The sequence below is a fragment of the Kineococcus aurantiacus genome, from assembly GCF_013409345.1.
GTDB classification, from domain to species: domain Bacteria; phylum Actinomycetota; class Actinomycetes; order Actinomycetales; family Kineococcaceae; genus Kineococcus; species Kineococcus aurantiacus.
Genome location: NZ_JACCBB010000001.1, coordinates 4,450,312 through 4,474,227 on the forward strand (window position 1 = coordinate 4,450,312; position 23,916 = coordinate 4,474,227).

General features: G+C 72.4%; 22 protein-coding genes. 12 read left to right on the forward strand and 10 right to left on the reverse strand.

Annotated features, from left to right (window positions below; genetic code table 11):
- Positions 1 to 4 precede the first annotated feature (4 nt).
- Together BJ968_RS21215 and BJ968_RS21220 are read left to right on the forward strand one after the other, a co-directional pair.
- Positions 5 to 2,938: a DUF6519 domain-containing protein gene (locus tag BJ968_RS21215; protein ID WP_179755225.1), complete on the forward strand. Its 2,934-nt coding sequence runs from the start codon at positions 5 to 7 to the stop codon at positions 2,936 to 2,938.
- 1,183 nt (positions 2,939 to 4,121) lie between these two features.
- Positions 4,122 to 5,120, forward strand: a complete 999-nt coding sequence (locus BJ968_RS21220; RefSeq protein WP_179755227.1) for a GDP-mannose 4,6-dehydratase — start codon at positions 4,122 to 4,124, stop codon at positions 5,118 to 5,120.
- Positions 5,121 to 5,785: 665 nt separating this feature from the next.
- On the opposite strand, the gene BJ968_RS21225 is transcribed toward BJ968_RS21220, so the two are convergent.
- Positions 5,786 to 6,520: a hypothetical protein gene (locus BJ968_RS21225; protein WP_179755229.1), complete on the reverse strand. Its 735-nt coding sequence runs from the start codon at positions 6,518 to 6,520 to the stop codon at positions 5,786 to 5,788.
- 510 nt (positions 6,521 to 7,030) lie between these two features.
- Positions 7,031 to 8,359, reverse strand: coding sequence for a hypothetical protein (locus tag BJ968_RS21230; RefSeq protein WP_179755230.1), 1,329 nt, complete (start codon positions 8,357 to 8,359; stop codon positions 7,031 to 7,033).
- 1,005 nt (positions 8,360 to 9,364) lie between these two features.
- Between BJ968_RS21230 and BJ968_RS21235 the strand changes: the two genes are divergently transcribed.
- Together BJ968_RS21235 and BJ968_RS21240 are read left to right on the forward strand one after the other, a co-directional pair.
- The gene (locus BJ968_RS21235; protein ID WP_179755233.1) at positions 9,365 to 10,645 is read left to right on the forward strand and encodes an aromatic acid exporter family protein; all 1,281 of its coding nucleotides are present in this window, start codon (positions 9,365 to 9,367) and stop codon (positions 10,643 to 10,645) included.
- Positions 10,646 to 10,826: 181 nt separating this feature from the next.
- Positions 10,827 to 11,288 carry a hypothetical protein gene (locus tag BJ968_RS21240; protein ID WP_179755235.1) on the forward strand — a complete coding sequence of 154 codons (462 nt, stop codon included), beginning with the start codon at positions 10,827 to 10,829 and terminating at the stop codon, positions 11,286 to 11,288.
- A 335-nt stretch (positions 11,289 to 11,623) separates the two neighbouring features.
- Here BJ968_RS21240 and BJ968_RS21245 read toward each other — a convergent pair whose 3' ends face one another.
- Positions 11,624 to 12,970: a nucleotide disphospho-sugar-binding domain-containing protein gene (locus tag BJ968_RS21245; RefSeq protein WP_179755237.1), complete on the reverse strand. Its 1,347-nt coding sequence runs from the start codon at positions 12,968 to 12,970 to the stop codon at positions 11,624 to 11,626.
- Positions 12,971 to 13,426: 456 nt separating this feature from the next.
- Here BJ968_RS21245 and BJ968_RS21250 point away from each other — a divergent pair, with 456 nt between their 5' ends.
- Together BJ968_RS21250 and BJ968_RS21255 are read left to right on the forward strand one after the other, a co-directional pair.
- Positions 13,427 to 14,212 carry a peptidase gene (locus BJ968_RS21250; RefSeq protein WP_179755239.1) on the forward strand — a complete coding sequence of 262 codons (786 nt, stop codon included), beginning with the start codon at positions 13,427 to 13,429 and terminating at the stop codon, positions 14,210 to 14,212.
- A 650-nt stretch (positions 14,213 to 14,862) separates the two neighbouring features.
- On the forward strand, positions 14,863 to 15,261 hold the full coding sequence (locus BJ968_RS21255; RefSeq protein ID WP_179755242.1) for a hypothetical protein: 399 nt from the start codon (positions 14,863 to 14,865) through the stop codon (positions 15,259 to 15,261).
- An 86-nt stretch (positions 15,262 to 15,347) separates the two neighbouring features.
- Here BJ968_RS21255 and BJ968_RS21260 read toward each other — a convergent pair whose 3' ends face one another.
- Positions 15,348 to 15,821 (reverse strand): SRPBCC family protein, encoded by a 474-nt coding sequence (locus BJ968_RS21260; protein WP_343078197.1) that lies wholly within the window; start codon positions 15,819 to 15,821, stop codon positions 15,348 to 15,350.
- Between the two features lie 239 nt (positions 15,822 to 16,060).
- Between BJ968_RS21260 and BJ968_RS21265 the strand changes: the two genes are divergently transcribed.
- The gene (locus BJ968_RS21265; RefSeq protein WP_179755244.1) at positions 16,061 to 16,438 is read left to right on the forward strand and encodes an SdpI family protein; all 378 of its coding nucleotides are present in this window, start codon (positions 16,061 to 16,063) and stop codon (positions 16,436 to 16,438) included.
- 121 nt (positions 16,439 to 16,559) lie between these two features.
- Here the strand turns inward: BJ968_RS21265 and BJ968_RS21270 are convergent, their stop codons facing one another.
- Positions 16,560 to 17,237, reverse strand: coding sequence for a methyltransferase domain-containing protein (locus BJ968_RS21270; protein WP_179755246.1), 678 nt, complete (start codon positions 17,235 to 17,237; stop codon positions 16,560 to 16,562).
- Positions 17,238 to 17,506: 269 nt separating this feature from the next.
- On the opposite strand from BJ968_RS21270, the gene BJ968_RS21275 reads away from it, so the two are divergent.
- Positions 17,507 to 17,809 carry a hypothetical protein gene (locus BJ968_RS21275; protein ID WP_179755248.1) on the forward strand — a complete coding sequence of 101 codons (303 nt, stop codon included), beginning with the start codon at positions 17,507 to 17,509 and terminating at the stop codon, positions 17,807 to 17,809.
- Positions 17,810 to 17,958: 149 nt separating this feature from the next.
- Here BJ968_RS21275 and BJ968_RS21280 read toward each other — a convergent pair whose 3' ends face one another.
- Positions 17,959 to 18,405: a hypothetical protein gene (locus BJ968_RS21280; RefSeq protein ID WP_179755249.1), complete on the reverse strand. Its 447-nt coding sequence runs from the start codon at positions 18,403 to 18,405 to the stop codon at positions 17,959 to 17,961.
- Positions 18,405 to 19,541, reverse strand: a complete 1,137-nt coding sequence (locus tag BJ968_RS21285) for an alpha/beta hydrolase family protein (protein ID WP_179755251.1) — start codon at positions 19,539 to 19,541, stop codon at positions 18,405 to 18,407. Before BJ968_RS21285 ends, BJ968_RS21280 begins: the two co-directional genes overlap by 1 nt.
- On the opposite strand from BJ968_RS21285, the gene BJ968_RS21290 reads away from it, so the two are divergent.
- From BJ968_RS21290 to BJ968_RS21300, 3 genes are all read left to right on the forward strand, one after another.
- Positions 19,510 to 20,619, forward strand: a complete 1,110-nt coding sequence (locus tag BJ968_RS21290; protein ID WP_179755253.1) for a LysR family transcriptional regulator — start codon at positions 19,510 to 19,512, stop codon at positions 20,617 to 20,619. The genes BJ968_RS21285 and BJ968_RS21290 overlap by 32 nt on opposite strands.
- Positions 20,620 to 20,737: 118 nt before the next feature.
- On the forward strand, positions 20,738 to 21,145 hold the full coding sequence (locus tag BJ968_RS21295) for a DMP19 family protein (RefSeq protein ID WP_179755255.1): 408 nt from the start codon (positions 20,738 to 20,740) through the stop codon (positions 21,143 to 21,145).
- A 194-nt stretch (positions 21,146 to 21,339) separates the two neighbouring features.
- On the forward strand, positions 21,340 to 21,813 hold the full coding sequence (locus BJ968_RS21300) for a hypothetical protein (protein WP_179755257.1): 474 nt from the start codon (positions 21,340 to 21,342) through the stop codon (positions 21,811 to 21,813).
- A 103-nt stretch (positions 21,814 to 21,916) separates the two neighbouring features.
- On the opposite strand, the gene BJ968_RS21305 is transcribed toward BJ968_RS21300, so the two are convergent.
- Positions 21,917 to 22,270, reverse strand: a complete 354-nt coding sequence (locus BJ968_RS21305; RefSeq protein ID WP_179755260.1) for a hypothetical protein — start codon at positions 22,268 to 22,270, stop codon at positions 21,917 to 21,919.
- 618 nt (positions 22,271 to 22,888) lie between these two features.
- On the opposite strand from BJ968_RS21305, the gene BJ968_RS25205 reads away from it, so the two are divergent.
- Positions 22,889 to 23,083, forward strand: coding sequence for a hypothetical protein (locus BJ968_RS25205; RefSeq protein WP_246314178.1), 195 nt, complete (start codon positions 22,889 to 22,891; stop codon positions 23,081 to 23,083).
- Positions 23,084 to 23,203: 120 nt separating this feature from the next.
- On the opposite strand, the gene BJ968_RS21315 is transcribed toward BJ968_RS25205, so the two are convergent.
- Entirely contained in the window at positions 23,204 to 23,341 is a 138-nt protein-coding gene (locus BJ968_RS21315) for a hypothetical protein (RefSeq protein WP_179755262.1), read from the reverse strand.
- Between the two features lie 91 nt (positions 23,342 to 23,432).
- On the reverse strand, positions 23,433 to 23,888 hold the full coding sequence (locus BJ968_RS21320; protein WP_218885214.1) for a hypothetical protein: 456 nt from the start codon (positions 23,886 to 23,888) through the stop codon (positions 23,433 to 23,435).
- Between the last annotated feature and the right edge of the window lie 28 nt (positions 23,889 to 23,916).

Sequence of the window (23,916 nt, forward strand, 5' to 3'; positions counted from 1 at the left end):
GGTCATGAAGGCTGACATCTCGGCGGACACCTTCCGGCCCGAACGGCACTTCGACGCCGTCGTGATCGGTCAGGGGCAGGTGCTCCTCGACAGCGACTTCAACGAGCAGCACGCCATCGACCGCGACCGCCACCGGACCACCGTGACCGACGTCGTCGGGTCCTCCGGGGCGCCGAGGTCCGGTGGAGGGTTCGCCGTCACCGTCGCGCCCGACGGCCGCGACCTGCTGCTCGGGCGCGGGCACTTCCACGTCGACGGCGTCCTGTGCCGCAACGACCCGCCCACCGTGGGTGCCGATGTCGCCTCGACGACGTCGCTCACCGTCGAACAGGCCGCCCCGGACGGCGTGCCGTTCGCATCGGGGCAGTGGGTCCACGTGGTGGTCGCCGGAGTGGAGACGCTGGCCCAGGTCGGCGCCGTGGCGGGCCGGTCGCTCACGCTGACGTCACCGGTCGCCGCGCTCACCGGGCAGACCCGGACGGCGGTCATCCCCGTGAGGTCCTTCCGCCACCAGCCGCACCGGCTCCCGCTGGACCCGTTCGACCCCACCGCCCCGCTCACCGCCGGGGCGCACCGGGTCGAGCTCGACGTGTGGGACCGTCACGTGTCCGCCGTCGAGGACCCCTCCATCCGGGAGGTCGCGCTCGGCGACGCCGACGGCGCCACCCGTCTGCAGACGGTCTGGCAGGTGCGGCTCACGCACGCCGGCCCGGCCGGCGGGGGCAGCTGCGCCGTCCCGGCCGGACCCGCGAAGGGCCGGTTGATCGCGTCCACGGAGCCCGGCCTCCCGACCGACGACCCGTGCGAGCTCCCCGACGAGGCGGGGTTCCGCGGCCTGGAGAACCAGCTGTACCGGGTGGAGGTGCACGAGGTCGGTTCTCCCGGCGTGGTCCTCAAGTGGCAGCGCGACAACGCCAGTACGGCCAGCCGGGTGACGACGCTCGGTGCGGTCCTGCGGCTGGAGACCGTCGGGACCGACGACGTCCTGGGGTTCGCCGCGGCGACGTACGTCGAGGTCACCGACGACGCGCTCGAACTGGAGCACCGGGGCGGTGACCTGCTGGAGGTCCTCGACCCGCCGGACGCTGACCGGACCCTGCGCCTCGCGGCAGCGCCCACCCGTGCCGCCGCCGCACACAACCCCAAGGCGCGCCGGTGGGACGGGCGGCTGACCATCGACCCGACGCTCTCCGCGACAGAGCGCACTCGGGTGCTCGAGCGCGGCCTGCAGATCACCCTGGAGCCGGGTGACTTCACGCCTGGTGACTACTGGCTGATCCCGGCCCGCACCGCGGACAGCGCCGGTGGAGGCACGATCGTCTGGCCGAGCGACGCCGGGGAGTGGCTGGCGCAGGAGCCGCACGGCATCCGCCGGCACACGGCGTCCCTCGCGCTCGTCGACGCGACCGCGACCGCGTTCACCCGCTCCCGGGAGTGTCGGCTCACCTTCCCGCCGTTGAGCGCGATCACGGCGGACGACGTCTCGGTCACCTGGCCCGACGCGGGCGTCGACACCGTCCAGGACGCGCTCGACGCGCTGCGCGGACGGGCGAGCGGGACGGGGGCGTGCACCGCGGTCGCCGTGCCCGGTCCAGGGTGGGAGAGCGTTTTCGCTGCGATCCCGCCGGGGGCCGACGCCCAGGTGTGCTTCCCGGTGGGTGACTACCCGACCCCCGCGCCGGTGGTCGTCGCGGACCGGGGACACCTCGTGCTGCACGGCGCTGGGCCGGGTGCCACGCTCACCGGCGCCGCGGAGACCGTGCTCGCGTTCGAACGGTGCGCCTCGGTGACCGTGGAGCGGCTGACCGTCCGGTCGGGAGGTGCGGCCGCGTCGCACCTGCGCGGTGCGCTGGACTTCACCGGGTGCACCGCGACGGTCCGGGACGCGGTCCTGGCGAACGCGGTGGTGGACGCCCGGCAGGGGTGCTGCCTCCGGACGACGGGCGGTTCCCTGACGGTGGAGACGACGACGTTCCAGGTCGGGGACCGGCAGATCGGTGTGCTGGCCGTCGACGCCACGACCGTGACGGTGTCCTCCAACCGCTTCCACACCGGCGCGAGGTCCGCGCACGGGTCTGGTCTCGGGTCGCTCACGCCGCGCGAGCGCCTCGACGCACGGAGGCTGCTGTTCGCCGACCTGCGTCCCGTCAAGGCCACGGGGTCCCGCGTCGCCGTCGAGGTGGGCAACCAGAGCCTGTCCTTCGCGACCCCCTCCGCGGCGATGAGCACCTGGGCGAACGTCCTGGAACCTCGGTACCCCTCGATGCGCCGGTTCCAGCGGGCGGTGGACCGGATCCTGCGGGCTGTCCTCGCCGGGAACCCCGTCACCGGGACTGCCGCCCTCACCGACCTCCTCGTCCACCGGGTCGTCGACCGGCGGACGACGGTGATGTCCCAGGCCGTCGTCGTCGCCGGCGAGGAGGTGGGTGAGGTTCTGATCAGCGGGAACGACATCCAGGACGCCGTCCAGGGGATCCACGTCGCAGCCAGCCGCCGTGAACCACGGGGCGCCGGCGTGTGCAGCGTGCGCCGGGCGGCGGTGACCGGGAACCGGGTCCGGGTGGTGGTGCCGCCCGAGGGGGCCCGCGGCCGGCACGGGATCTTCGTGGGGAACGCCGACCACGTCCGCATCACGGACAACGACGTCAGCGTGCACACCCGGGTCGACGACGACCGCCTCGCCACCGAAGGCCTGCGGGTCCACGGGTACGTCGCCCGCACCCTGGTGGTGCGGGACAACGTCGTCGACTCACCCGGCGGCATCGCGCTGTTCCTGCTGCAGCGTCCGACGAAGCAGCCGGTGAGGCGCATGTACGCGGTGGAGGACAACTTCGTCACCGCTGTCGGCGCCCCGATCGTGGTACGAGGTCTGCTCAAAGACCACGTGGTGTTCCGGGGCAACCAGCCCGGCCCCAAGGACACCCCGCTCAACGTGTGACCGGACTCTTGACGTGCCGTGCCGACCGGAGGAGAGTAACTGCGCCTTCCTTCCCTAGGTGGGGTAGTGACGCAGGTTCGGTGGCCGTTCAGTTCTCGTAGTTCTGCGCGATCGTCGTGCCGAGTCGAGTCAGGGTTCGAGTCCCGGGGGTCGGCACCGAGAAGCGCCGAATCCACTTCGGCGCTTCTCGGTGAGAGTTCGCCGACGTCGTCAGTGTGCATCGCCGTTCGAAGGTTCCGTGTCGGGTTCTCGTGCGGTCACCTCTCGGGTGTTCAGGCGCAGCGTGGGCCAGGCGAGGCGGCCGACCCAGCAGAACTCCCGTCGTGTGCGCGGTCCCTGACGCCACCGGTGACGACTTCGGCCGCATATCCCACGGTGCGTGCGGAGCGGCGGGAAGTGGAAGAGCCCCCAGGCTCGCGATCGGTGCTGCGTCTGCGGGGCACGTCGCCGGCAAGCCCTTCTCACGTCCCCGGGCGAACTGACGCGCCCGGCACGCGTACGTCATCGGTACAGGCGTTCCCGGCGCGGATCCCCGCCGGCGGCGTGGCGGTCGTGTCTCGCGGTGGCGAGATCCGCTGCCGGGCCTGTCTGTTCGTGCGCGGTGGTCAGGCTGAGCCGGCAAGCCCGGTGACCGCCGGTGGTTCAGGGAAACCCGGGTGTGACGCGTCCTGAGCATCTCCAGCACGCCCCCCGCCGCAGGCCTCCTGGTGCCCCACGACGGTGCTCGGCCGTGGCTGTCGGCAGGTGGTGCGGGAGCAACGGTTCAGGACGACGTCCACGCCGGAGGAGCCAGCCGCAACTCCGAGGCACGCGCGTCGATCGGCGAACGGCACCTGCGCGAGTGACGGTCACGGTGACAAGCCCAGTGGACCGTGAAGGCAACCCCGCGAACGGCTGCCGTCACGCTCCGACTACTGCTAGTTTGCCCTGTGTCGGCAGTGAGCCTCGGGCGCGGTGAACAGCTCGGCCATCGCATTGGAACCGGGGCGCGCGCACAACGAGCACGACCGGCGTGATGAGGGGCGTCGGGCGATCGATGCGGTGATGCCGCTTCGGCACGTGGACGTCCGGGAACGCCTGGCTGCTCGCTCGGACCGCGAGTGCCCGCAGACAGCAGCGCGGTGTCAGGCAGCGAGGCCGTCTGAGTTGCGCAGTGTGAGACGCAAGCATGGAGGAGGATGTTGTGCCGCGCGCTCTGATAACGGGGATAACAGGTCAGGACGGTACTTACCTCGGAGAACTCCTGACGCGGAAGGGCTACCAGGTCTACGGCATGGTGAGGGGCCAGAACAACCCACGCGCAGCCGTCGTCAAGGAGCTCGTCCCATCGGTTCGCATGGTGAGCGGTGACCTCTGCGACTTGTCCTCGATCGTTCACGTCGTCGAGAAGGCAGCGCCGGACGAGGTCTACAACCTGGCTGCCGTCAGCTTCGTCGGGCTCTCGTGGAAGCAGCCGGCGTTGACGGTCGACGTGACAGGCACAGGAGTGCTGCGTGTACTGGAAGCGCTGCGGATGTACACCGGGGGCGAGATGTCGCGCATCCGCTTCTACCAGGCATCCAGCTCTGAGATGTTCGGCAAGGTGAACCGGGTTCCTCAGGACGAGAGCACGCCGTTCCACCCGCGGTCACCGTACGGCGTTGCGAAGGCCTTCGGGCACCACATCACCGTGAACTACAGGGAGTCTTACGGAGCCTACGCCTGCAGCGGGATCCTCTTCAATCACGAGAGCCCACGGCGCGGTTACGAGTTCGTCACGCGGAAGATCACGCGCGCGGTCGCGCGGATACGTCTCGGACTCCAGGACCACGTGGTCCTGGGCAATCTCGACGCCGAGCGGGACTGGGGCTACGCAGGCGACTACACGTGTGCGATGTGGCGGATGCTGCAGCAGGACGAGCCGGACGACTACGTCGTCGCCACGGGGGAGTCGCACTCCGTTCGAGAACTGCTCGACGTCGCCTTCGCTCGTGTGGGGATCCACGACTGGGCGGCGCGCAACTACGTGCTGCAGGATCCCAAGCACATGCGTCCTGCCGAGGTCGATCACCTGGTGGGCGATGCGTCCAAAGCCCGCGAGCGCTTGGACTGGAAGCCGACTGTCTCGTTCGCGCAGTTGATCGAGGGGATGGTCGATGTCGACCTGTCCCTGGAGCGGGCTGCTGCGGAGCGACGTGAGTAGTGCGACGACGACCAGCAGCTCGAGGCGGTAGGCGATCTCGGCTCCTTGCACCTGAGCGACGGCGGCGGTGAACGACGCCTGGTCGGCGAACACGTCGTGCGCTGGGCATTGGTCGTTGCCCCTGAGTTCCCGAGATGCTCCCCGCTGCGGTGCAGCGCGCCGTCGAGCACCTGCTCTTGGACGGCCCGCTCCTCGAGACCGCCCGCGCGCACGGTCCTGGCGGCCGACGTGATCGCTGGTGGTCCGGAGAGCACCGCCACCGCAGCGGCCCTGCAGGGGCCGTCATCGGCTCTGAAGGGCGGGCGCTACGGGTCTCACCGGTCGAGCCGGGTTGCACCCGTGACCTGACCGCATCGCGCACCCACGCTCTGTCGGCGTCGTACGCCGCTGCTCGTGACGGTGTCCCAACCCTGGCTGACGAGGCGTGCACCGATGCCGGGGCCGGCGTTCAGGTGCCTGTTCGCCGTCCTCGCGGTAGGCAGGCTCTCGACGCGTCCACTCGGGGTCTGCCCCTGGCGCACCTCAGCGATCGCCGCCACGGCCCTCGTCCTGGTCCGACTGGAGAACCGTTCCTGACAAGGGCTCAACGCCGCAGACCCCTCGTGGAACAAGGTGCTGATCGAACGCTCTCGAAGAGCTGCTGCGCTGTTCGCCGACTGCGGCCCTCAGATCAGGACGGCTGCCTCCGAGGCCAAGCGCGCCCCGCTCCAGCAGAAGACCGCTGCCAGGGCCGTGCGCGGCAGCCAGCGCAGCACGGCGCCGTCCAGGCTGCTCGCCCCCCTGTCCGAGCGGCGCAGCAGCTCACGTGCCCCCCACAGCAGGGCCAGGCCGGCCAGCAGCGGCAGCAGTGGGAAGGCGAGAACCCAGATCAGCAGGAGGGGCGCGACCCGCTGGAGCCGTGCTCGCCGGAACCAGGCGCCGGGACGGAGCCACCGTTCGGCCAGCAGGGTCAGGGTCGCGGCGTACAGGCCCGGGATGGCGATGAACAACGCGATGGACAGGGCCGCAGGTTCCAGCGCGACGAAGTCGACGCCACTGGTGTGCAGCAGCATCTCCCCGACGACGACAGCGGCGCCGGCGGACACGGAGACGACTCGAAACCAGCGTGGCCCGATCATCACACCGCGCAGGACGGTGCAGACAGCACCCCCCAGCAGTCCCAGGAGCCCACCGACGGCCAGGAGGTTCACGGTACCCGTGAAGGTCAGGCGACCGATGACGAAGCCGTCGTCGCTGACCAGGCCGTGCGCGAAGGGGTTGACGTGGGCCAGCAGCATCATGGCCAGCCGAGCGCCGACCCCGGCGATCAGGACGCCGGACGCGGCACCGGCGAGCGTGACCGCCGCCAGGTGGCGCAGTGACTCCTCCGCGTGCGTGCGCCAGCCCTGCTGCGGCTGCACATCCCCGTGGTGGTGAGTCACCGTTGACGTGGCACCTCCGCTTCCGCGGCTTCCGTGGTGCCAACGTTAGACCCCTCTCCGCGAGATCGGTGGTCTTCACGCAGGTCGGGCAGGCGATGCCGGCAGTGGTACGTCGGGCGGGGCAGGTGGGCGTGACGGTGTCGCTGCTGAGCACCCGCCGGGCGTACGGGCGAGGACCTCGTGGTCGTGGCTCCCTGGCCCCGGCGACGTGCTCGCCGCAGGCGCCCGCCCGGGCCCGCGAGAGCCGGGTGCCCGACGCAGGCGCCGGACGCCGCAGGGGAGGTGGGGGTACGCCGACTGCGCAGCGGTGCGCTGGGGCGGGAACCGCGCCGCTGCGCGCCAGGCAGTCGGGCTGCTCGCGCGCGCTGGACCGCGACGGCCGTGGCGAGGCGTGCTCGCGCTGACCGGCGCCTGGAACCGCCCGCGGTGCGGCACCGGTGGGTGCAGGACCTCGGGCCTGCTGGGCCGCGGTTCGAGCCGGTACGCGAGTCAGTCCTCGCTGCCCAGGACGGGACGGGCGAAGCGCCGGTGGAGCACGAGCAGCACCAGCACCGCCGTGGCGATCACGTAGCCCGGAGCGTCCAGGCGGGTGAGTGCCACCGCCAGCAGCGTCAAGGCGGTGGCGACCAGGACCGTCGCGGGCATGAAGAGCAGGAACCACACGCGCAGCATGTTGCGGTACAGCACCCACGCCGAGGAGCTGGGCGGTCGCCGCGGCAACCACGCGCGTGCCCGATCCCGGCCGCGGCGCGGTGGGGACTCGGCCCAGAAGCGGACCGGCATCAGCAAGCTGTCGTAGGCGTACATCGAGGTCACGAACAGCGCCAGTGCCACCAGCAGCAGGGCGAAGACGACTTGGACGGTGAGCTGGCCGCTGAAGGTGGCGGCGTCCACGCCGAACGGCGTCACCGACAAGCACCCCCGCACGTCGGGGTCGCGCTGCGGGCACCTGGCCAGCGCCTGCCACTTCGCTGCGTCGAGCAGGACACCGAGCAACGCGGTGAGCATGAGAGTGATCACTGCGCTGAGGACCTTCGCAGTCTCCATCTTCGACTCGATCTTCTTGCGCACGCTTTCCAGCGCCGCGGCATCGCCCGGGTGCAGCGTCCACAGCACGTGCCCGCTCCAGCGCCCGTCCGGTTCGTCGGGCACGCGCACCTCCAGGCAGACGACTTCCGCCTTGTCGATGGGCACCGCACCGGCGTGCCAGCGCGAGAGGCTGAAGCGTCGCGGCCGGTTGAAGGTGGCGCTGAGGTGGCTCAAGCCGGGCTGGTGACCGACCAAGGCGATCGCCGTGCTGTCGGCGCCCCGATCGGGTGATGACGACGGGAAGGACGTCGAGGGCTGGGAGGAGGGCTCACCCGACTGCTTCAGCAGTGCGTGGACGCGCTCGCGAAGCTGGTCCAGCGTCTCGTCCGAGCGCTGCTCGGCCGGATCGAGCAGCTGGCACTCCTCGACCGGGAGCCGAGGCGCGCGCGACGGGGCGGGTTCTCGACGGGTGGCGGGGTCGGCGGTGCCCCGTTGGCCGCCGGCACCACCGGGCTGCGAGTCGTGCCCGCCGTGCTCACCACCCACCGTGCCGGGCGGACGTCCGCCCTCAGCGACGGCGGGCACCGGGGCGGAGGGCTCCGTCCCGTCCGGCGTGCCCCCGGAGACCGCTGCACCGGGGTGTTCCGACTCGTACAGCGCGTCCACAAGTACTTCGGCGCTCGCGCCCGCCTCCGGCGATGGAGCGTGCAGGACGGCGTGCAGGCGGATCACTCCGTCGCTGGCGTGCAGCTCCTCGCCCAGCGCCGCGCCGACGTCCGCGGAGGGCAAGCGCGCGGCACCCGCGGGTCGCGTCAGCTCCCCGTCCAGGTGCGGGCCGTGGCGGCACAGCAAGACGTACGGCACGACTGCCCCCTCTCGTGGTGGACGACCGGGCGGGTGGTGCCGTCAGGATCGTCCCGCACACGTGCGTGCGGAAGGGGCGTGCAGCGTCGTCCCGCCCCTATCCTGGCGAGAGCCGCCTCGGCGAGCAGGTGCTGATCGCCGGCGGCACGGGCTCGGCGTCCGATGCGCCCGTGGCCCACGGCCCCGCAGGCGTGCGCCGCTGACACGGGTGCGGGTCAGCGGCAGTCGTGACGGCCGTAGCTGGAGCCCTCGCAGCAGCGGCGTGGCGGCTCTGGCGGCTGCACCTGGACGCCTTGGACGCGCGCGCCGCGGAGAACGTGAGCGTGTCGGTGGTCACCGTCATCACCCACCGCCCCCGGGGACCGAGGTGCGCGACGGGCGCGGCAGGTGCCCGTCGCGCGTGAGGACCGGGAGCGGTAGCGGGAGGACCACGGTGCCGTTCTGGACGCAGGGCCCTGTGCTACCACCTGGCTGCACCTGCGCACAGCGGCGCGGAGTCGTGCGCTGCACCGCGGCCTGGAGGCGGCGCAGCCCTCCACCGGTGCTGGTGCCGGGGCCCACCACCTCTGACGGTGCGGCCACGTCGACCCAGCTTCCTGCTGGGTCTCGACCCCAGAGTGTCTATCTGAGTCCCCTCGGACACTCGTTGAGACAGCGACGAGACAGGCTCTGATCGGCACCCGTGCCGGTCGGGGCCTTTTTCGTTCCCGCCCCCGGGCCGTTCGGCGTCCGTAGGACTACTGCGGGTGTACCCGAGGTTCGGACGACGTCGACGCGCTCGTCCCGCCGGGTCGGCGGGTCGCCCTCAGCGGTCTGCCCGTCGTCGGCGGCTGCGGGGACGGGACCCGCCAGGACGAGCCACCCCCGCCGTCCCGTGGCGCCGGTGCGCCCGCGGCACCACAGTGGTCGCCGACCCGGGAGGAGGAGCCGGTGACCGCATCCCGCAGGCTGCCGCGCCGCACCCGCCTGCCCGGCGCGTGGCTCTCGCTGGCGGCGCGGGTGCGCCCGACGCTGGCCACGACGACCCGGCTCACCACGGCCGCCGTTCTGGCCTACCTGCTGACGCTGCAGGTCACCGACGGTCCCGTCGACCTCACCGGGGCGCTGACGGCGCTGCTGGTCATCCAGGCCTCGGCCCGCGCCAGCCTGCGCATGGGCCTGGTCCGGGTGGGTGCGGTCGTCACCGGCGTCCTGGTCGCGGTGGCCCTGTCCGCCTGGAGCGGGCTGACCTGGTGGAGCCTGGGGCTGGCGATCGCCGTCTCCCTGCTGCTGGCGGCTGCGCTGCGGTTGGGGGCGCAGGCGCTGGAGACCCCCATCAGCGCGATGCTGGTGCTCGCCGTCGGCGGGCAGGAGGTCGCCGCCGAGACCCGCATCGTCACCACCCTCGTCGGCGCCGGCGTGGGGATGGCCTTCAACCTGCTGCTGCCGCCGCCGGTGCCGACGCGGGAGGCGGTCGCGGCCGTCGCCTCGGTCGCCGAGGAGCAGGCCGACTGCCTGCTGGCCGCCAGCGTCTCCATGGCCGCGCACCCCATCAGCCGCGTCGAGGTCGCCGACTGGCTGGCCCGGGCGCGCCGGGCCGACGACGCCGCCGCCGAGGCCGCCGAGCTGCTGGGCACCGTGCGGGACGTGCGGCGCCTGAACCCCCGGGCTCTGCGCGCTCCCGACCTCGAACCCAGCCTGAGCACCGGGCTGGAGGCGCTGGAGCGCAGCGCGTGGGCCGTGCGCAGCCTGTTCGCCGTGGTGCTGGACGAGGCGCCGCAGGACCGGGGCGGGCGCGAGGGCGGCCACGCGGACCCGCACGACGACGGGTACGGCGAGGAGGCCCGGCAGGCCTTCGCGGTCGCCCTGGCCGAGGTGGCGCTGTGCCTGCAGACCTTCGGCGCGCTGGTGCAGGCCGAGGCCGCCGGGACCGAGGAGGAGGTGCGCCGCACGCTCGCCGGCAGCCTCGAGGCGGCCGGTGAGGCGCGCGCGATCCTGGCCGAGCTGCTTTTCGTCGACCCGCGGGCGGAGACCTCGTTGTGGTTGCTGCGCGGGACGATCCTCACCGCGCTGCACCGGGTGCTGGCTCCCCTGGACCTGGAGGAGCGGGCCCGCGCGCGCGAGGCGCACCCCTCCACCGGGGCCCGGCTCGCCTTCGAGCCGCTGGTCCGGGCCGTCCTGCCGCCGGGGCGCCGTCGCCGCTGGCCGCGGCTGCGCCGGCGTGCCCGGTGAGGTCGGGGACGCCGGCACCGCGTCGGCGGTGAGGTGGTCAGGTCGCGGACGGTGACACCCCGCCCGCGCCCCGGACGCGGACGGCCCAGCCCCCGGCAGCCTCAAGTACGCCCCGTGAGGGGTCGAAGGGAGTGAGTCAGCGCACGGCGGCCGGAGAGCTGGACCCAGGAGGACCACCGACGTGATGAACGTTTCCTCGCCGGGGACCACCGGCGAGCTGGGCCTGGCCTCCTCGCCCCGCGACCCCCACGGGCTGGCCGTCGCGCAGACGGCGAGCGTCTCGGGTGCGGCGCTGGCCCGCGAGGCCCGGGCGCGTCAGTCGCGCATCCTGGCGTCCCTGACCGTCAGCGACCGCTCCTTCCTCGGCGTCGTGCTGGGCCCGGGGCTCGAGCTGGCCGACAGCGCCTCGCTGGAGGAGGTCGCGGCCTCGGCGCTCGCCGCGCAGGTCGCGGCCGACCGGGACAACGGCCTGCTGCCCCAGGGGTGCCCGATCGACATCGCCTACGTGCGGCTGCTGGCCGGTTTCAGCGTGCAGGACGACTCGGGGACGTTGCAGCCGCTGCTCAGCCCGCGGCAGTACGACCGGGCCCGCCGCTACTTCGACGAGCACGGCGGCCGGGCCACCATCGACTTCCGCACCTGACCGTCCGGCAGCCGGGACGCCCCACGACCCGGCCGGTGAACGGTCGGGCCGAGCCGGGCGGTGAGCCGTTCGCGCGAGGCGTCCCGCCGGAGCAGCACGTCGCCCGCGCGGCGGCGCCTGGATCCCGCGGTCGAGCGGCTCGTGCGTCAGGGCGCCGCGTACGGCGACTGCGTGAGGGTTCCCTGGTCGCACACCGGGCCGGAGGTCCACGGGACGGCGAGGTCGCTGATCTGGTCGGGGCGGGACGTCGTGGCTCGGGCCGGGTGGTCGAACCGGTGGGCCGCGAGGCGGCGGGTGGCCCCTGGACGGTGTCCAGGGGGTGGTCAGGGGGGTGGTCAGGGTTCCTCGTGGGAGGCGGACGGCGCGGGGACCCGTCGACCGGCCTGCACCGGCGATCGCGCGGCCGACCCGGAGGACCGCCGGGGGCTCGGCACCAGCTCGATCTCCGTCGCCGCGGCCTGCGTGCCGTCCTCCTCCCGCAGGGCGGCGCCGACCGTCCGGGCGCGCTCGGCGGTCTGCCCGGTCAGCACCCGGCGGAGGGCCTCGATCAGCTTCGCGGCGGTCAGCTCCCGGAACGGGAACCAGGTGCCGATGCCGAGGTCCTGCACGCGCCGTCCCCAGAACGGCTGGTCGAAGGCGACGGCGCAGACGACCGTCGGCAGCCCGGCGCCCACGGAGGCCGCCGTCGTGCCCGCGCCGCCGTGGTGGACCGCCGCCGCGCACCGTGGCAGCAGGAGCGTGTGGTCCACCGGCCCGACGACCCGGACGCGGTCGGTCGCGTCGGCCGCGGCGAGGTCGGTCCACCCGGCCCCCACCAGACCCCGGACCCCCAGTTCCCGGCACACGCCCTGCACCAGGGTGAACAGGGCGGCGGGGTCGGCGACCGGCATGCTGCCGAACCCGAAGAACACCGGCGGGTCGCCCGCCCCGAGCCACGCCTCCAGGTCCGCGTCCCACGTCGCCTCGCCCCACCGCTCCCGCTGCTCCGGCGTCGGCACGACGGGCCCGGTGAGGGGGAAGCGCGGCGACCACGAGACCAGTTCCGGCACCAGCGCCGCCCCGTAGGCCTGCAGTTCCAGCGCGCCGACCGCCGCCAGGCGCCGGGCGAGCGGGACCGAGGTGGGGGGCAGGCCCAGGGAGCGGCGGAACGCGTTGGTGCACGAGGCGGTGGCCTTCCACTCCCAGCGGGCGTACAGGGCGTGGGTCGCGCGGTTGAGCGGCCGGGGAACGCGGCGCCGGGTCAGCATGAACGACGGGAAGCGGGAGTTGGACCGTCGCGGGGCGTGGTGCAGCGCGACGACGGCGGCGCCGCCGGCCTCGGCCAGGCACGACGCCTCGTCCAGCAGCAGGGTGTTCGACACGATGACGTCCGCGTCCGCGCAGGCCCGGACCATCGCCGGGTGCATGACCCGCGCGTGGGTGGTCTTCATCGCCACGAAACCCGCCAGGTACTCGTGCACGTCGGAGTTCCGGAGGAACTCCTGGCCCTGGTCCGAGCGCAGGAAGGCGCGCATGTCGAAGCCGAACGGGACCACCGGCAACCCGACGGCCTCCCCGAAGTGCGCGAGGTCGTCCGTGGTGGCCAGCACCACGTCGTGCCCGCGGTGGACCAGTTCGGCCCCGAGCACGGCAGCCGGCTGGACGTCGCCACGGGAACCCATGGCCAGGATGGTGATGCGCACGATCGGTGCACCTCGATTCCGGTCGACGGAGGGGAACGACCCGGCGGGGTTCCCCACCCCGCCCCCGCGCGGCGACGGGAGGTGGAGCGGGCCGGTGCTCGGCACGTCGGCACCTCCTGGACGCCGGCGGACCGAGGACGAGCACCACGTCGGTGCGGGAGCCGGGGGCAGACGTCACCGGGTGCCCCCGGTGACGTCTCCCGCCCCCGTCCTCCACACGTGCGGCGACGCCCCGCGGTTCACCGGTGCTCCCCGTCCACCCGGCGGGTGCGCCGACCCCGGCAGTTTCCCCCAGGTCGCGCGGTGCGGGTGTGTCGAGTTCGACACACCGGGTTCCCGAACGGTGTCAGCGCCGTCACCACGGTGCCACACCGGATCCCTGACGTCGTGGTCGTGGCCGCAACGGCGGCCACGACCTGAGGTCCTGAGGGACCGATCCGCACGAGGAGAACCACCATGCGTGGAAAGATCACCGCCGCCGCCGCCGCCATCGTCGCCGTCGCCGGGATCACCGGTGCCGGCGCTGCGTCGGCCTCGACGTCCACCTCCGCGCCCGCCGTCCCGACGGCGACGACGATCCACTTCGCCCGCGGGGCGACCTCGGCCCACGTGGCCGGCCGCGTCGTCGCCGGCGGGGACCGGCGGTACACGTTCGCCGCCCGCGCCGGGCAGACCGCCACGTTCCACCTGGCGCGCAGCACCTCGGCGATGACCTGGACGCTGGTCGGGCCGACCGGGCCGTCGGTGCACGACGCGCACAGCCCGCGCCAGAGCGACTTCACCTACCGCCTGCCCACCACCGGCACGTACTACGTCGACATCGTCTCCACCCGCGCCGCCAGCTACGACCTGTCGGTCTCCATCCCGGCCACCACCGGTGCGCCCACGGGGACGACCACGATCCAGCAGACCGGGGACGCCACCTCCACGGCCGGGCAGGAGATCCGCTTCGCCCCCGGCAGCACGGCGGTGCGGGTCGCCGGCGGTGTGGGCACCACCGAGACGGCGCACTTCCGCTTCGACGCCGTCGCCGGTCAGCGCGCCACGGTCGGGCTGGAGGACATCACACCCGAGGGGACCTGGACGCTGGTGGCCCCGGACGGTTCTCCGCTGCACACGGCCATGACCGAGCAGCAGGGTCGGGCGACGGTCACGCTGCCGCAGACGGGGACCTACCGCCTGGACGTGCACTCGCCCTCGGGCAGCACCTTCACGCTGTCGCTGTCCATCCCGCGCCACTGACCGCACGGACCCGGCGCGCACGGGTCGCGAACGGGGGGAACGGGAGACCGTGCCGGGGCGGCCGGCGGCGGCGTCGGAACCCCCACCGCCGGTCGTCCCGGGCCCGTCGCGCCACCGTGCTGGACCTCCCCGCGGTCCAGCACGCTGGGCAGGCTCCACCACAGGGCGCAGCGCCCGTCCTCGGCGATTCCCGCGACGTCGACGAGCCGGTCCCCGCGCGGGGTGAACCGCAGCACCCACCCGTCCAGGGAGGGCCACGAACCCGGCGCCGCCACCTGCGGCCGGTGGTCGGGGTGCGGTGTCCCAGGACATCGGTGACGGTTCCGCGTCGGGACATCGGTGACCGTCGCAGAGCTGGGAAGGTGTCGGCCGTCCACGACGCACGCAGCGCCATGACCGCGACGTCGCCCGCAGGGCGCCTACTCGTTCACTGGACCATGACCGAGTGTTCTGGCACGCGACCACCCGGCGTGCAGACCGAACCGGGCCAGGACAGGCCCGGCAGGACTCCGGCCAGTTGAGCACGTTCACCAGCAGAACCAGCCGACCCGGCGGAGGCCAGCTGCACTGCTGCGGCAGACGGCTCGACACTGTGGCGACTGCACCCTCGTGGTGGCTGCACGAGCGCCTACCGGGCGAAGATGGAACCCGTGTCGACTTCCTCCCCCGCGGACCGGACCAGGGCACTGACCACGCGTGAGCGCGAGGCGATCGTCGCCCTGCTGGAACGGGGCACCAGCAGCATCAGGACCCTTCCCATCACCACCGCCGACCGCGCCCGGTGGCTGAGCCAGGTGCCCCACACCCTGGCCGGCCGCTCGTGCGGGTGCGGCATCTGCCCCTCGATCGAGCTCACCGACGCCGAGGGCCACACCCCGGCCACCGTCGATGGTCGCGTCGTGCTGCAAGCCGAAGCTCCCGGGGCACTGCTGATGCTCTTCGTCGAGGAGGACCGACTCAGCTACCTGGAACTCGCACCCCTGGCGGGCGACAGCATCAAGGTGTTCCCCGCCTCCACGGACATCAGCACGGACATCAGCACCTGGTGACTCCCGCTTGCTCATCGTCACGAGAGCCCGTTGCCGACCCCAGGCGACTGCGCATGACGCAGGATGACCGTGACGTCCGGACGCAGTCAGGCGGGGTGCTCTCGGCCTGCCTCGGCGACAGCCTTGACGTGACTCCCGCGTCGTTGCAGGAGCCGGCGCAGGTACGGCGCGAGCAGCAGGTGGGCGACGACGTCGCCGAGGGCGCCCGCGGGGGCGGTGATGCTCATGCGGTCGGTCATGCGGGTCCCTCCCGACGTGAGGTCGTCGAAGAGGTGCTCGTGGTGCAGGGCGCGGAAGGGGCCGCGGGTCTGCTCGTCGACGAAGCGGTGCGGGCGGTCGTAGGCGGTGACGCGGCTGGTCGTGCGCCAGGGCAGTCCGAGGTGGCGGGCGTGGAGGGTTACCTCGTCGTCGAGGTGGAGCCGGCGCAGGCCGGTGCTGGTGGTGGCCGTCTCACCGCTGCCGGCGAGGGAGGCGGTGTGAACGTCGACGTCCAGTTCCAGGTCGAAGACGACGGCGGGTGGGGCGTGGATGACGGTGACGACCTCGATCAGCACGGGCACCGCTGAAGGCTAGGTGTCAGCTCGCGGACCGCTGGCGGGTCGGCGTGATCGCGGCGTCATCGCCGTCCGGTAGGAGCGCGCACAACGCGGGATGACCGTGCGTTCGACCCGTCTTGCGTCCGGGGGCCTTCGCCAGGCTTGAGGTGTTGGCGCTGCACGGGTGAGTGCGGACGGTGATCGCCCGGATGCCAGGCTGAGGGTCGTCGATCAACGGTGCTGGAAGGGGTGCGAGCGTGCCGGTGGGAGCTGTCGTCTCGGCCGCGTGGGGCTTGGTGGTGCTCGCGGGGCTGCTGCTGGTCATGGCCCGGGCCGTCCACTCCAGGGGACTGGAGCGCAACGGCCTGATGGGTGTGCGTACCAAGGCGACGATGCACTGCGATGAGTGCTGGCGGCTGGCTCACCGGGCGGCGGAGCCGGGCCTGCGTCGTGCCGGCTGGGTCGCGGCGGTGGCTGTGGTGGTGTGCGTGGTGCTCGCCGTGGTCAGCTCCGGGCGTTCGTGGGGCGAGGTGGTGACCGTGACGGCTTTCGGGGTCAGCTACATCGCCGTGGTGGGAGTGCTGCTGCAGGCTGCGGTGGCGGCTGGTCGAGCCGCGCGGGCGTTGCACCCGCGTCGCTGACCGCGCGTCTCTCGACATGTCAGGACGTCGCCGGCTGCCCGTGATCGCGCCCGGGAGGGGCCATGAGCGTGAACTCGCCCGCAGGACGCCCGGACCGAGCCTTGGTCACTGCCGAGCGCGGTCACCGACCGACGTGGAGCGGAGCGGTGTAGCGCAGTGAGTAGCGCCAGAACAGGTGCCGGCGCAGGGCGGCCCCTGGCGTCTGCCGGTGCGCGACCTCGCGGACCTCGCGCAGGGTCGTGGTGGTGGGGGCGGTGGGTGCGGTCATCGCGAGGGGGCGCTGGGCGGATCGACGTTGGCGCGTCTTCGCTGTGCCCATCACGAGGTTGGCAGGGACGGCAGCAGCGCTGAGCAGGTAGTCCGAGGGAGTCTCTTCGCGGTAGACGCCCAGGACGATCAGCGTGCCGCCTGGGGTCAGGAGGTCCCGCAGTCGGACCAGTGCCGGCTCGAAGGGCACGTGGTGCAGTACCGCCAGGGCGGTGATCGCGTCGTACCCGCTGGGCAGGTCGGCGGTGAGCAGGTCCTCGCAGCGGAAGTCGACGTTGTGCTGCTCGTGGGAGAGGCGTCGTGCGGTGTCGATGCTGGCAGGGTCGGCGTCAAGACCGGTGACGTGGCTGGCGCGTCGGGAGAGGCGGCGGACCAGGTCGCCGGTGCCGCAGCCGACATCTAGGGCAGCGTTGAGGTGGGAGGGCAGGTGCCGCTCGATCCAGCCGTGGTGGTGGGCGTTGTGGTCCCAGGGGTGCGCCTGGTTCCACGCACCGCACCAGGCCAAGGCGCGCTGACCGACCGCTGCCGTCACCGTGCCGAACCTCCGCTGCCACGTCGCATCCCGGATCACCTAAGCAGTCATGAGCACCCACGAACAAGATCAGCAAGGCCGGCACAGGCAGCTTCGCCGTCACGCGGACATCGCCGTGTGAGAGCGGTCGCTGGCGTCCGCGACAGCGGGATGACCGTGAGGTTGTCTGAAGCGGAGGAGCTGTGTAGGAGGGCTTGATCGCCGGTTGACACGCGTTGCTCCTGCCACGGTGAGGACGTGCAGGTCGTGTCGAAGGGGAGGGCTGGACTGTGGAGCTGATCAATGCTGTCGGTCCGGGGCTGGTGGCTCTAGGAGTCCTGGGGCTGCCGGTGCTGGCGGTTGTTCGTTGGCGCTGCTGGAGCCTGTGGGTGGTGGGGCTGTACCTGCTCAGCGTGGTGTTGCTAGTGGTGTGGACGGCGAAGAGCGTGGTGATCGCGGACAGCAGCGACAACCACCCTCCGGCGTGGCCAGCTTTGCCGTGGATGTTGGCTGCGGTCGTTGCCGCGGGGCTCACCGTCGCGGTGCTGCAGACGAGTCGGGGACGGGAGCGGACGTCCTCATCTGCGGGATGACCGTGACGTCGCTGAACCGGCACTCATGACCTGACTGGCCGTCCTCGAGCTTCGTGAGCGCGTTCGTCCCGGTGCTACGACCGGAGGTGAGTGGTTCTCAGTGGGTAGCTCACGGCTGTCGTCCTCCCTCAGGCCTTCAGCAGTGGTGGTCACTGCCTGGCGTGCAGAGCGCGGTTGAGGGGGATGCGGCCGATGAGGGTGGGCAGGACACCCGCGGCGATGATGGCGACCGGCCCCCAGTCGGTGCGCAGCGCGGCGATGGCCAGCAGCCCGGTGACCAGGCTGATGCAGTTGAAACCAACAGCAGCGACGTAGCTGGCGGACGTGCTCTCGCCGACGGCTGGGCGGTGCTGCCAGGCGCGGACGCTGCGCCAGCTCATGACCAGGGACAGGACGAGCAGAGCCAGGAACACCACGTTCAAGACGGTCGTGTTGCCTGCCCGCCCCACCCACAGGGCCCCGGCGAGGGTGACGCCCATCAGCACGGTCCCCACCGCGTGCGTGCCGATGAGGACGGGGTACCGCAACGCGGCCAAGCCGGCGGCGAGGGCCACGGTGGCGGCGGCGGCGTGGACGGCGATCAGGACAGCGTGCATCAGGTGGCCTCCTGAGAAGCATTGCGGGGAGCAGTGCTGAGGCGAGCAGCACCCAGGCGAGCCGCGGTCAGGCGGTCGAGAGCACGACCCAGCCCGGTGACCACGGCGAGCCCGAGCCCGGCCAGCATCAGCAGGTTCGCCCCGTGCAGCAGCGCGGCAGTGGCAGGTGAGGGGTCCGGCATGGCCACCACCGGCACACCCTGGCTGACCGAGGTGTCGAAGGAGCGTTCCTGGTCGGGGTGGTGCATCCAGGTGCCGGCACGCTCGACCGCTGCGGGGCTGGTGGTGAGGTCGTGCCCGACTCCGGCCAGCACGGCGATCGCGGGGGCCGTCGACAGTTCCTGCGCCAGGATCGCCACGGCGGTGTTGATCGGCACGGTCGCGTCCTCGGCGCCGAAGATCGCCAGCACCGGCTGCCGCACCTGCGCCAGGGGCGGCGTGCAGGTGGTGTGGTCGACGACACGGCGTCCCAGCGCCAGGTGCAGCGTGAGCGGTCGGCGCACGGCGCCCAGGCCGTGCTCGTGCAGGAACCGGGCGATGGTGTGCTCCAGCTGCTGGCCGGGGGTGACGGTCGGGGCGGAGACCATCACCGCGAACGCGATCGCCGGGTCTGCGGCGGCCACCCAGCCGCCTTCACTGATGCCCCACACGCCCACGCGTGTCGGGTCGACGCCGGACCGCTGCCGCAGGACGACTGCGGCGGCGGCGGCATCGCGACCCAGCGCGGCGTGGTCGCGGGAGAAGGGCGTGTAGGCGCTCAGGTCCTTGTCGTAGGTCGGCACCGCGATGCCGCGGCGGGCGAAGGCTGTTGCGACGTGGGCCAGCGACGTGCGAGAGCCTGCACCGCTGCCGGCGATCAGGACCACGCCCGGCACCGCCCCGCTCGTCTCGGGTTGCAGCACCGTGGCCGCGAGTGCTCCTGCAGCGGTGGAGACCGTGGTCTCGGTGGAGCGGTGGGGCAGGTCCTCCCGCGCGGGGGGGTCGTGGAGCTGGCGCTGGACCGGAGGCGTGCTCGGCGTGGTCGGCGTGATCGGCGTGGCCGCCAGCACGGGTGCCGCAGGAGCGCTGAGCAGTGCGGCGCCCTGCAGGGTGAGGGCCAGCACGATGAGGACGCCGCTGGCGCGGGTGCTCCTCACGACGACACCGCAGGTGCTGCGGTTGCTGCGGGCTTCCCGATCACGCGCTCGAGTAGACCGAGCAAGGGCGAGGCGGGTCCAACAACCCCTCCCGCCATTGACAACCGGTGGTTGTCGTGCGCTTGTTCGTGGGGTGGACATCGACACCGGGCTGCTGCGTGCGCTGGTCGTCCTCGCCGAGGAGTCGCACTTCGGTCGCGCGGCCGACCGGCTGGACCTCACCCAGCAGGCGCTGTCCAAGCGCATCAAGCGGTTGGAGACCGAGGTGGGTGCGCTGCTGGTGGACCGTGACGACCGGCGCCGGATCCGCCTGACCGCGGCGGGGCAGCACGCTCTCCCCACCGCGCGCGAGGTCCTCGCCGCGGTGGACCGTCTGGACCTCGCTCGAGAGCGCGCCGGGCGTCTCCGCGTCGACGTGATGAGCGCCGACCTCGCCACGACGGCCTGGGTGCGCCGGGCCACCCGCACGCACGGCCTCCCGCTCGACGTCGTGCACCGGCCTGTGGAGACGACAGCCGAGCACCTGTTGCGTTCGGGCGGCACGGACCTCGCCTTCGGCCGTTCCGGTGCCGTGCCCACCCCGTGGCCCACCGGCATCCACCACCGGCTGGTACTGCTGGAGCCCCTCGCCGTCCTGGTGCCCGGACACCACCGGTGGGCTCAGCTCGAGGAGCTCGCGCTGGAGCAGCTGACCGGGCAGCACCTGTGGTTCCCGATGGCTGCAGCGCCGCTGGAGTGGCGCAGCTACACCAGCGAGCTGTGCCTGCTCGCCGGCATCGACCTGGACACCACCGGTTCCACCTTCGGCTTCCAGCAGTGGGCTGAGGATGTCAGCACTGGTGTCTGCGCTCCCTCGCTCATCGGCGAAGCCATGCGCACACCCGATCCGCGGATGCGCACCGTTCCCATCGTGAACCCCACCCCGGTCTTCCCGTGGTCCCTGCTGTGGCGCGATGAGCTGCCCGTCGAGACCGTCTCGGCGGTCCTGACGGGGATGGGCTTCGCCACGCCGGCCCCTTGCCCAGACCCCGACATCTGGATGCCGGCAGCTGACCGGGCGTTCCTCGAGCTGGACTGAATCCCCCGGAAGGCGGGATGACCGGATGTCCCGGGAGGACTGTCCTGGTAGGTGGCCTCACCCATCTCCACGTGAGAAGCACGTCCTCGAGCAGGGATGTCTCGCTACCGTCGTGTCCGTGACCGATGAGGAGTTCGACGCCTTGTGGAACCGGGCTTGCGAGTGGGACGCACCAGCCATCAGGACGCACCGCGGGGACGAGGCGTTGCACGTGGTCCTGACCTTCGACGGCAGCGTCCACAACGGTGGCCTGCTCAACGCGGTGGCGACCTACGGCGAGGACCCCGAGTACCCCCTGCCCCGGGTGCTGCAGGCCTACCGCTTCCTGGGTCTGGAGGACGCCGCCTCGATCATCGCGCGGGCGCGCCAGGAGTTCGAGGGCTTCAGCGCCATGGCCGACGACGCGCGCGGTGACGTCGCGGAGGAGCGCATCAACGCTTCGTACGTGCTGGACAGCGGCGCCCTCAGCGCCGCTGTCCGCGCCACCGTGCAGGCTTCCCCGCAGAGCTTCGCCCCGCTCGGCTGAGAGGGCACCAGCTCCGATCCGGCTCTTGGCGCGACCGCGCGGACGGCGGGATGACCGCGACGTCGCCCGGAGAGCGGGATGACCGTGTGGTTGTTCTGGTGCTCGCCTCGAACCGATCAGCGCCATGACCGTGACGTCGCCCTCATGGAGACTCGTCCCACCACGGACCGGACCGGTGCGGCAGCCTGGCCGGTATGAGCGGCTTCTCGGTCACGGCGTCGGTGCAGGTGCGCGGCACCGGTCCTGACCTACCGTTGCCGCGGGTGGGGCTCATCGCCGCTCCAGACCGGCCGCTGCAGCACGACCGTGACGAGAAGGACGATCTGCGGGAGTGGCCCTTCCCGGTCAGCGTGGACTTCGCCAGCTCCTCAGGCGGGGGGCGCTACGCGGTGGTCCAGACGTTGTCGCAGCGGGTGACCTCGGCCGGGGCGGCGTTGGTGCTCGACAGTGCCTCAGGAGGTGAGCCGTGGCAGCCGCGACCGAAAGCCTTGGGCTGGGATGCGGAGGACTGGGGGATGCGCTGGCCCTTCGACGGGTGGTGGGTGTGGGCGGACTTCACCAGTGGTTTCACGGGACCGGCGACGTTCACCGCCACCGCGCCGGTGCAGTGGGGACCTGGCCCGCAGCGAGCAGAGGTAGTGCTGACGCTGACGGTGACAGGGCCCTGAGCCTGGCGCTGAGGTGCTCGTCTGCCGACCGCAGGTGGCTGACCGCCCGGAGGGCGCCATGACCGCGACGTCGTAGCGGCGCCTTGCTAGGCGGTGCTTGAAGTCAGTGCAGGCGCGGGCTGCGGATCTCGCCCACCAAGAGAGCCAGCACCGCACCGTCGCTGCTCTCCCAGCGCTGCAGGCATCCCTCCGGCTCGACGAAGCGCACGGTGCCGGCGTCGATGATTCGACGGCGCTGCGACTCAGTGATCAGGTGCTTGGACCCCGGGCGGGAACTGTTGGGGGTGCAGTCGAGCAGGTTGTTGACCATGACGTCGGCTTCGTCGAGCACTCGGCTCTGCCGCTTCCGGACGTCGCCGTGGGTGAGCTGGTACACCCGGGCGCCATCCCAGAACTGGTCGTCTTCGGTGTAGTCCGGTTCCCCGGCTCTCAGCGGGTAGCCACCCCAGTCCAGCATGCGTCCAGTGTGAGGCAGCCCGCTCTGCATCGGAGCCGCTCTCTTGTGGTGTGAGCGCCCGGCCGGCGCCATGACCGGATGGGCGGGAGCGGGTGAGGAGTCGCCTTTCTGGAGTGCGCGCGTACTGGCACGGTGGGGATGTGAGTCCTGACGGCGAGCAGGCCCGGTCGCAGCCCCTCCTTGACTTGCCGCTGCCGCGGCTCGTGGCGGTGGCGCTGGAGTCGTTGATGCCGCCGCGGGGACGGCCCACCCGTGGGCCCGGAGAGCGGGGCCGGTTGGGGAACTTCAAGCCGGTGAGCGAGGGCGCGGCACGGCAATGGCTGGGGTTCGACCCGCCCACCTTGCCCAGCCTGGAAGCAGTCGGTTTCAGCCGGTACTTCGCCCGCCGGGGAGCTTGGGAGCTGATCCCGCGTACTGAGCTGGGCCGTGGGGAGAGTGCGGCGGTGTACGTGTTCTACCTTCCACCCGGTGTGGAGTGGGTCCTAGGGGACGACCTTCGTCGAAGCCCGGCGGCAGGGGCTGACGTTCTTGTGGTTGCAGGCCGGCTACGGGGTGCCCTGGCCGGGGGGCACGAGGGCGTTGGCGGGGATCGGGCGCGATCCAACCAGTGGTGACTCGATGACGGTGCTGGTGGGTTCGACCGTCGTGGGGGTGCAGCACCAGCGGGGGGTGACGCGGTTGGCGTGGTCGTACCGCTGGCCCGGGGCCGGTGAGGGTGCTGCGGACTTCAACGTGACGGTGATGAGCGCACGTCCGCCGCGGGCCTCGGTGGAGGTGCTGGTGAACGACCGCGTGGCTGTCGGCCTGGGGTAGGAGCGGCGCGACCTTACCCACATCGCGGGATGACCGTGCGCCCGCGCGCACCGCGGGATGACCGTGACGTCTCGGGCAGCCGTGATCGCGCTGGTCCTGGAACGGCCAGACGGCGAGACGTCAGGTGGGAGCAGCCACCGTCTGCGCGGGGGTGAGGCGCTGGAAGACGAACGTCGGCGGCAGCTTCACCCCGTGCACGCTGAGCAGGGCGTGGCCCAGGTCAGCGCACGCGGCGAAGCCTTCGCCGGTGCGGTGCATCCGCAGTGCGTGGTCCTCGCCTGCGACGGCAGCGGTGGTGCGGGTCCAGGTCCGCGGCCGGGCAGGACCGCCCGGAGCAGCGAGTCGAGCCCTACCCTCGCCGCACTCCGATCGCGCCCACGGCGCCGCGAAGACCGGAGCACCCGACGCACCCGACGCACCCGATGCAGTCGACGCACGCGATGCAGCCCACGCACGCGGCGCAGCCGATGTTGGCAAGACCGGCGACAACGCCGGCGCTGCCGACGACGCCGATGCTGAGTGCGACACCAGCGCTACCAATCACTGCCGCGCTGGCAACGACCCCGGCGCTCATCCCCACCCCCGTGCTCGCCGCGGTGGCCGCGCTGCCGACGACAGCGACCGATGCAGCGCTGCCAGCACTACCGACGACAGCAACGCTGTACGCAGTGGCAGCGCTGCCGACCACCGCGCTGCTGCCGATGGTCGCAAGGTTGCCTTCTGGTGCGACGTCGCTCAGCTCGTCATCGACCTGCGCTCCGGTGGGGACTTCGGAGGCCTGGTGAGGGACAGTCTTGCCCGGCATGGGGGTGCCTCCGTCGTCGCTGTGGCCA

Bases quoted from the DNA above. Each gene is read 5' to 3' on its own strand.
- BJ968_RS21215 (WP_179755225.1), top strand. From the start codon at position 5: ATGAAGGCTGACATCTCGGCGGACACCTTCCGGCCCGAACGGCACTTC.
- BJ968_RS21250 (WP_179755239.1), top strand. From the start codon at position 13,427: ATGCGTGGAAAGATCACCGCCGCCGCCGCCGCCATCGTCGCCGTCGCC.
- BJ968_RS21280 (WP_179755249.1), bottom strand. From the start codon at position 18,405: ATGCACGCTGTCCTGATCGCCGTCCACGCCGCCGCCGCCACCGTGGCC.
- BJ968_RS21290 (WP_179755253.1), top strand. From the start codon at position 19,510: ATGAGGACGCCGCTGGCGCGGGTGCTCCTCACGACGACACCGCAGGTG.
- BJ968_RS21300 (WP_179755257.1), top strand. From the start codon at position 21,340: ATGAGCGGCTTCTCGGTCACGGCGTCGGTGCAGGTGCGCGGCACCGGT.
- BJ968_RS21305 (WP_179755260.1), bottom strand. From the start codon at position 22,270: ATGCTGGACTGGGGTGGCTACCCGCTGAGAGCCGGGGAACCGGACTAC.
- BJ968_RS25205 (WP_246314178.1), top strand. From the start codon at position 22,889: ATGACGGTGCTGGTGGGTTCGACCGTCGTGGGGGTGCAGCACCAGCGG.
- BJ968_RS21315 (WP_179755262.1), bottom strand. From the start codon at position 23,341: ATGCACCGCACCGGCGAAGGCTTCGCCGCGTGCGCTGACCTGGGCCAC.
- BJ968_RS21320 (WP_218885214.1), bottom strand. From the start codon at position 23,888: ATGCCGGGCAAGACTGTCCCTCACCAGGCCTCCGAAGTCCCCACCGGA.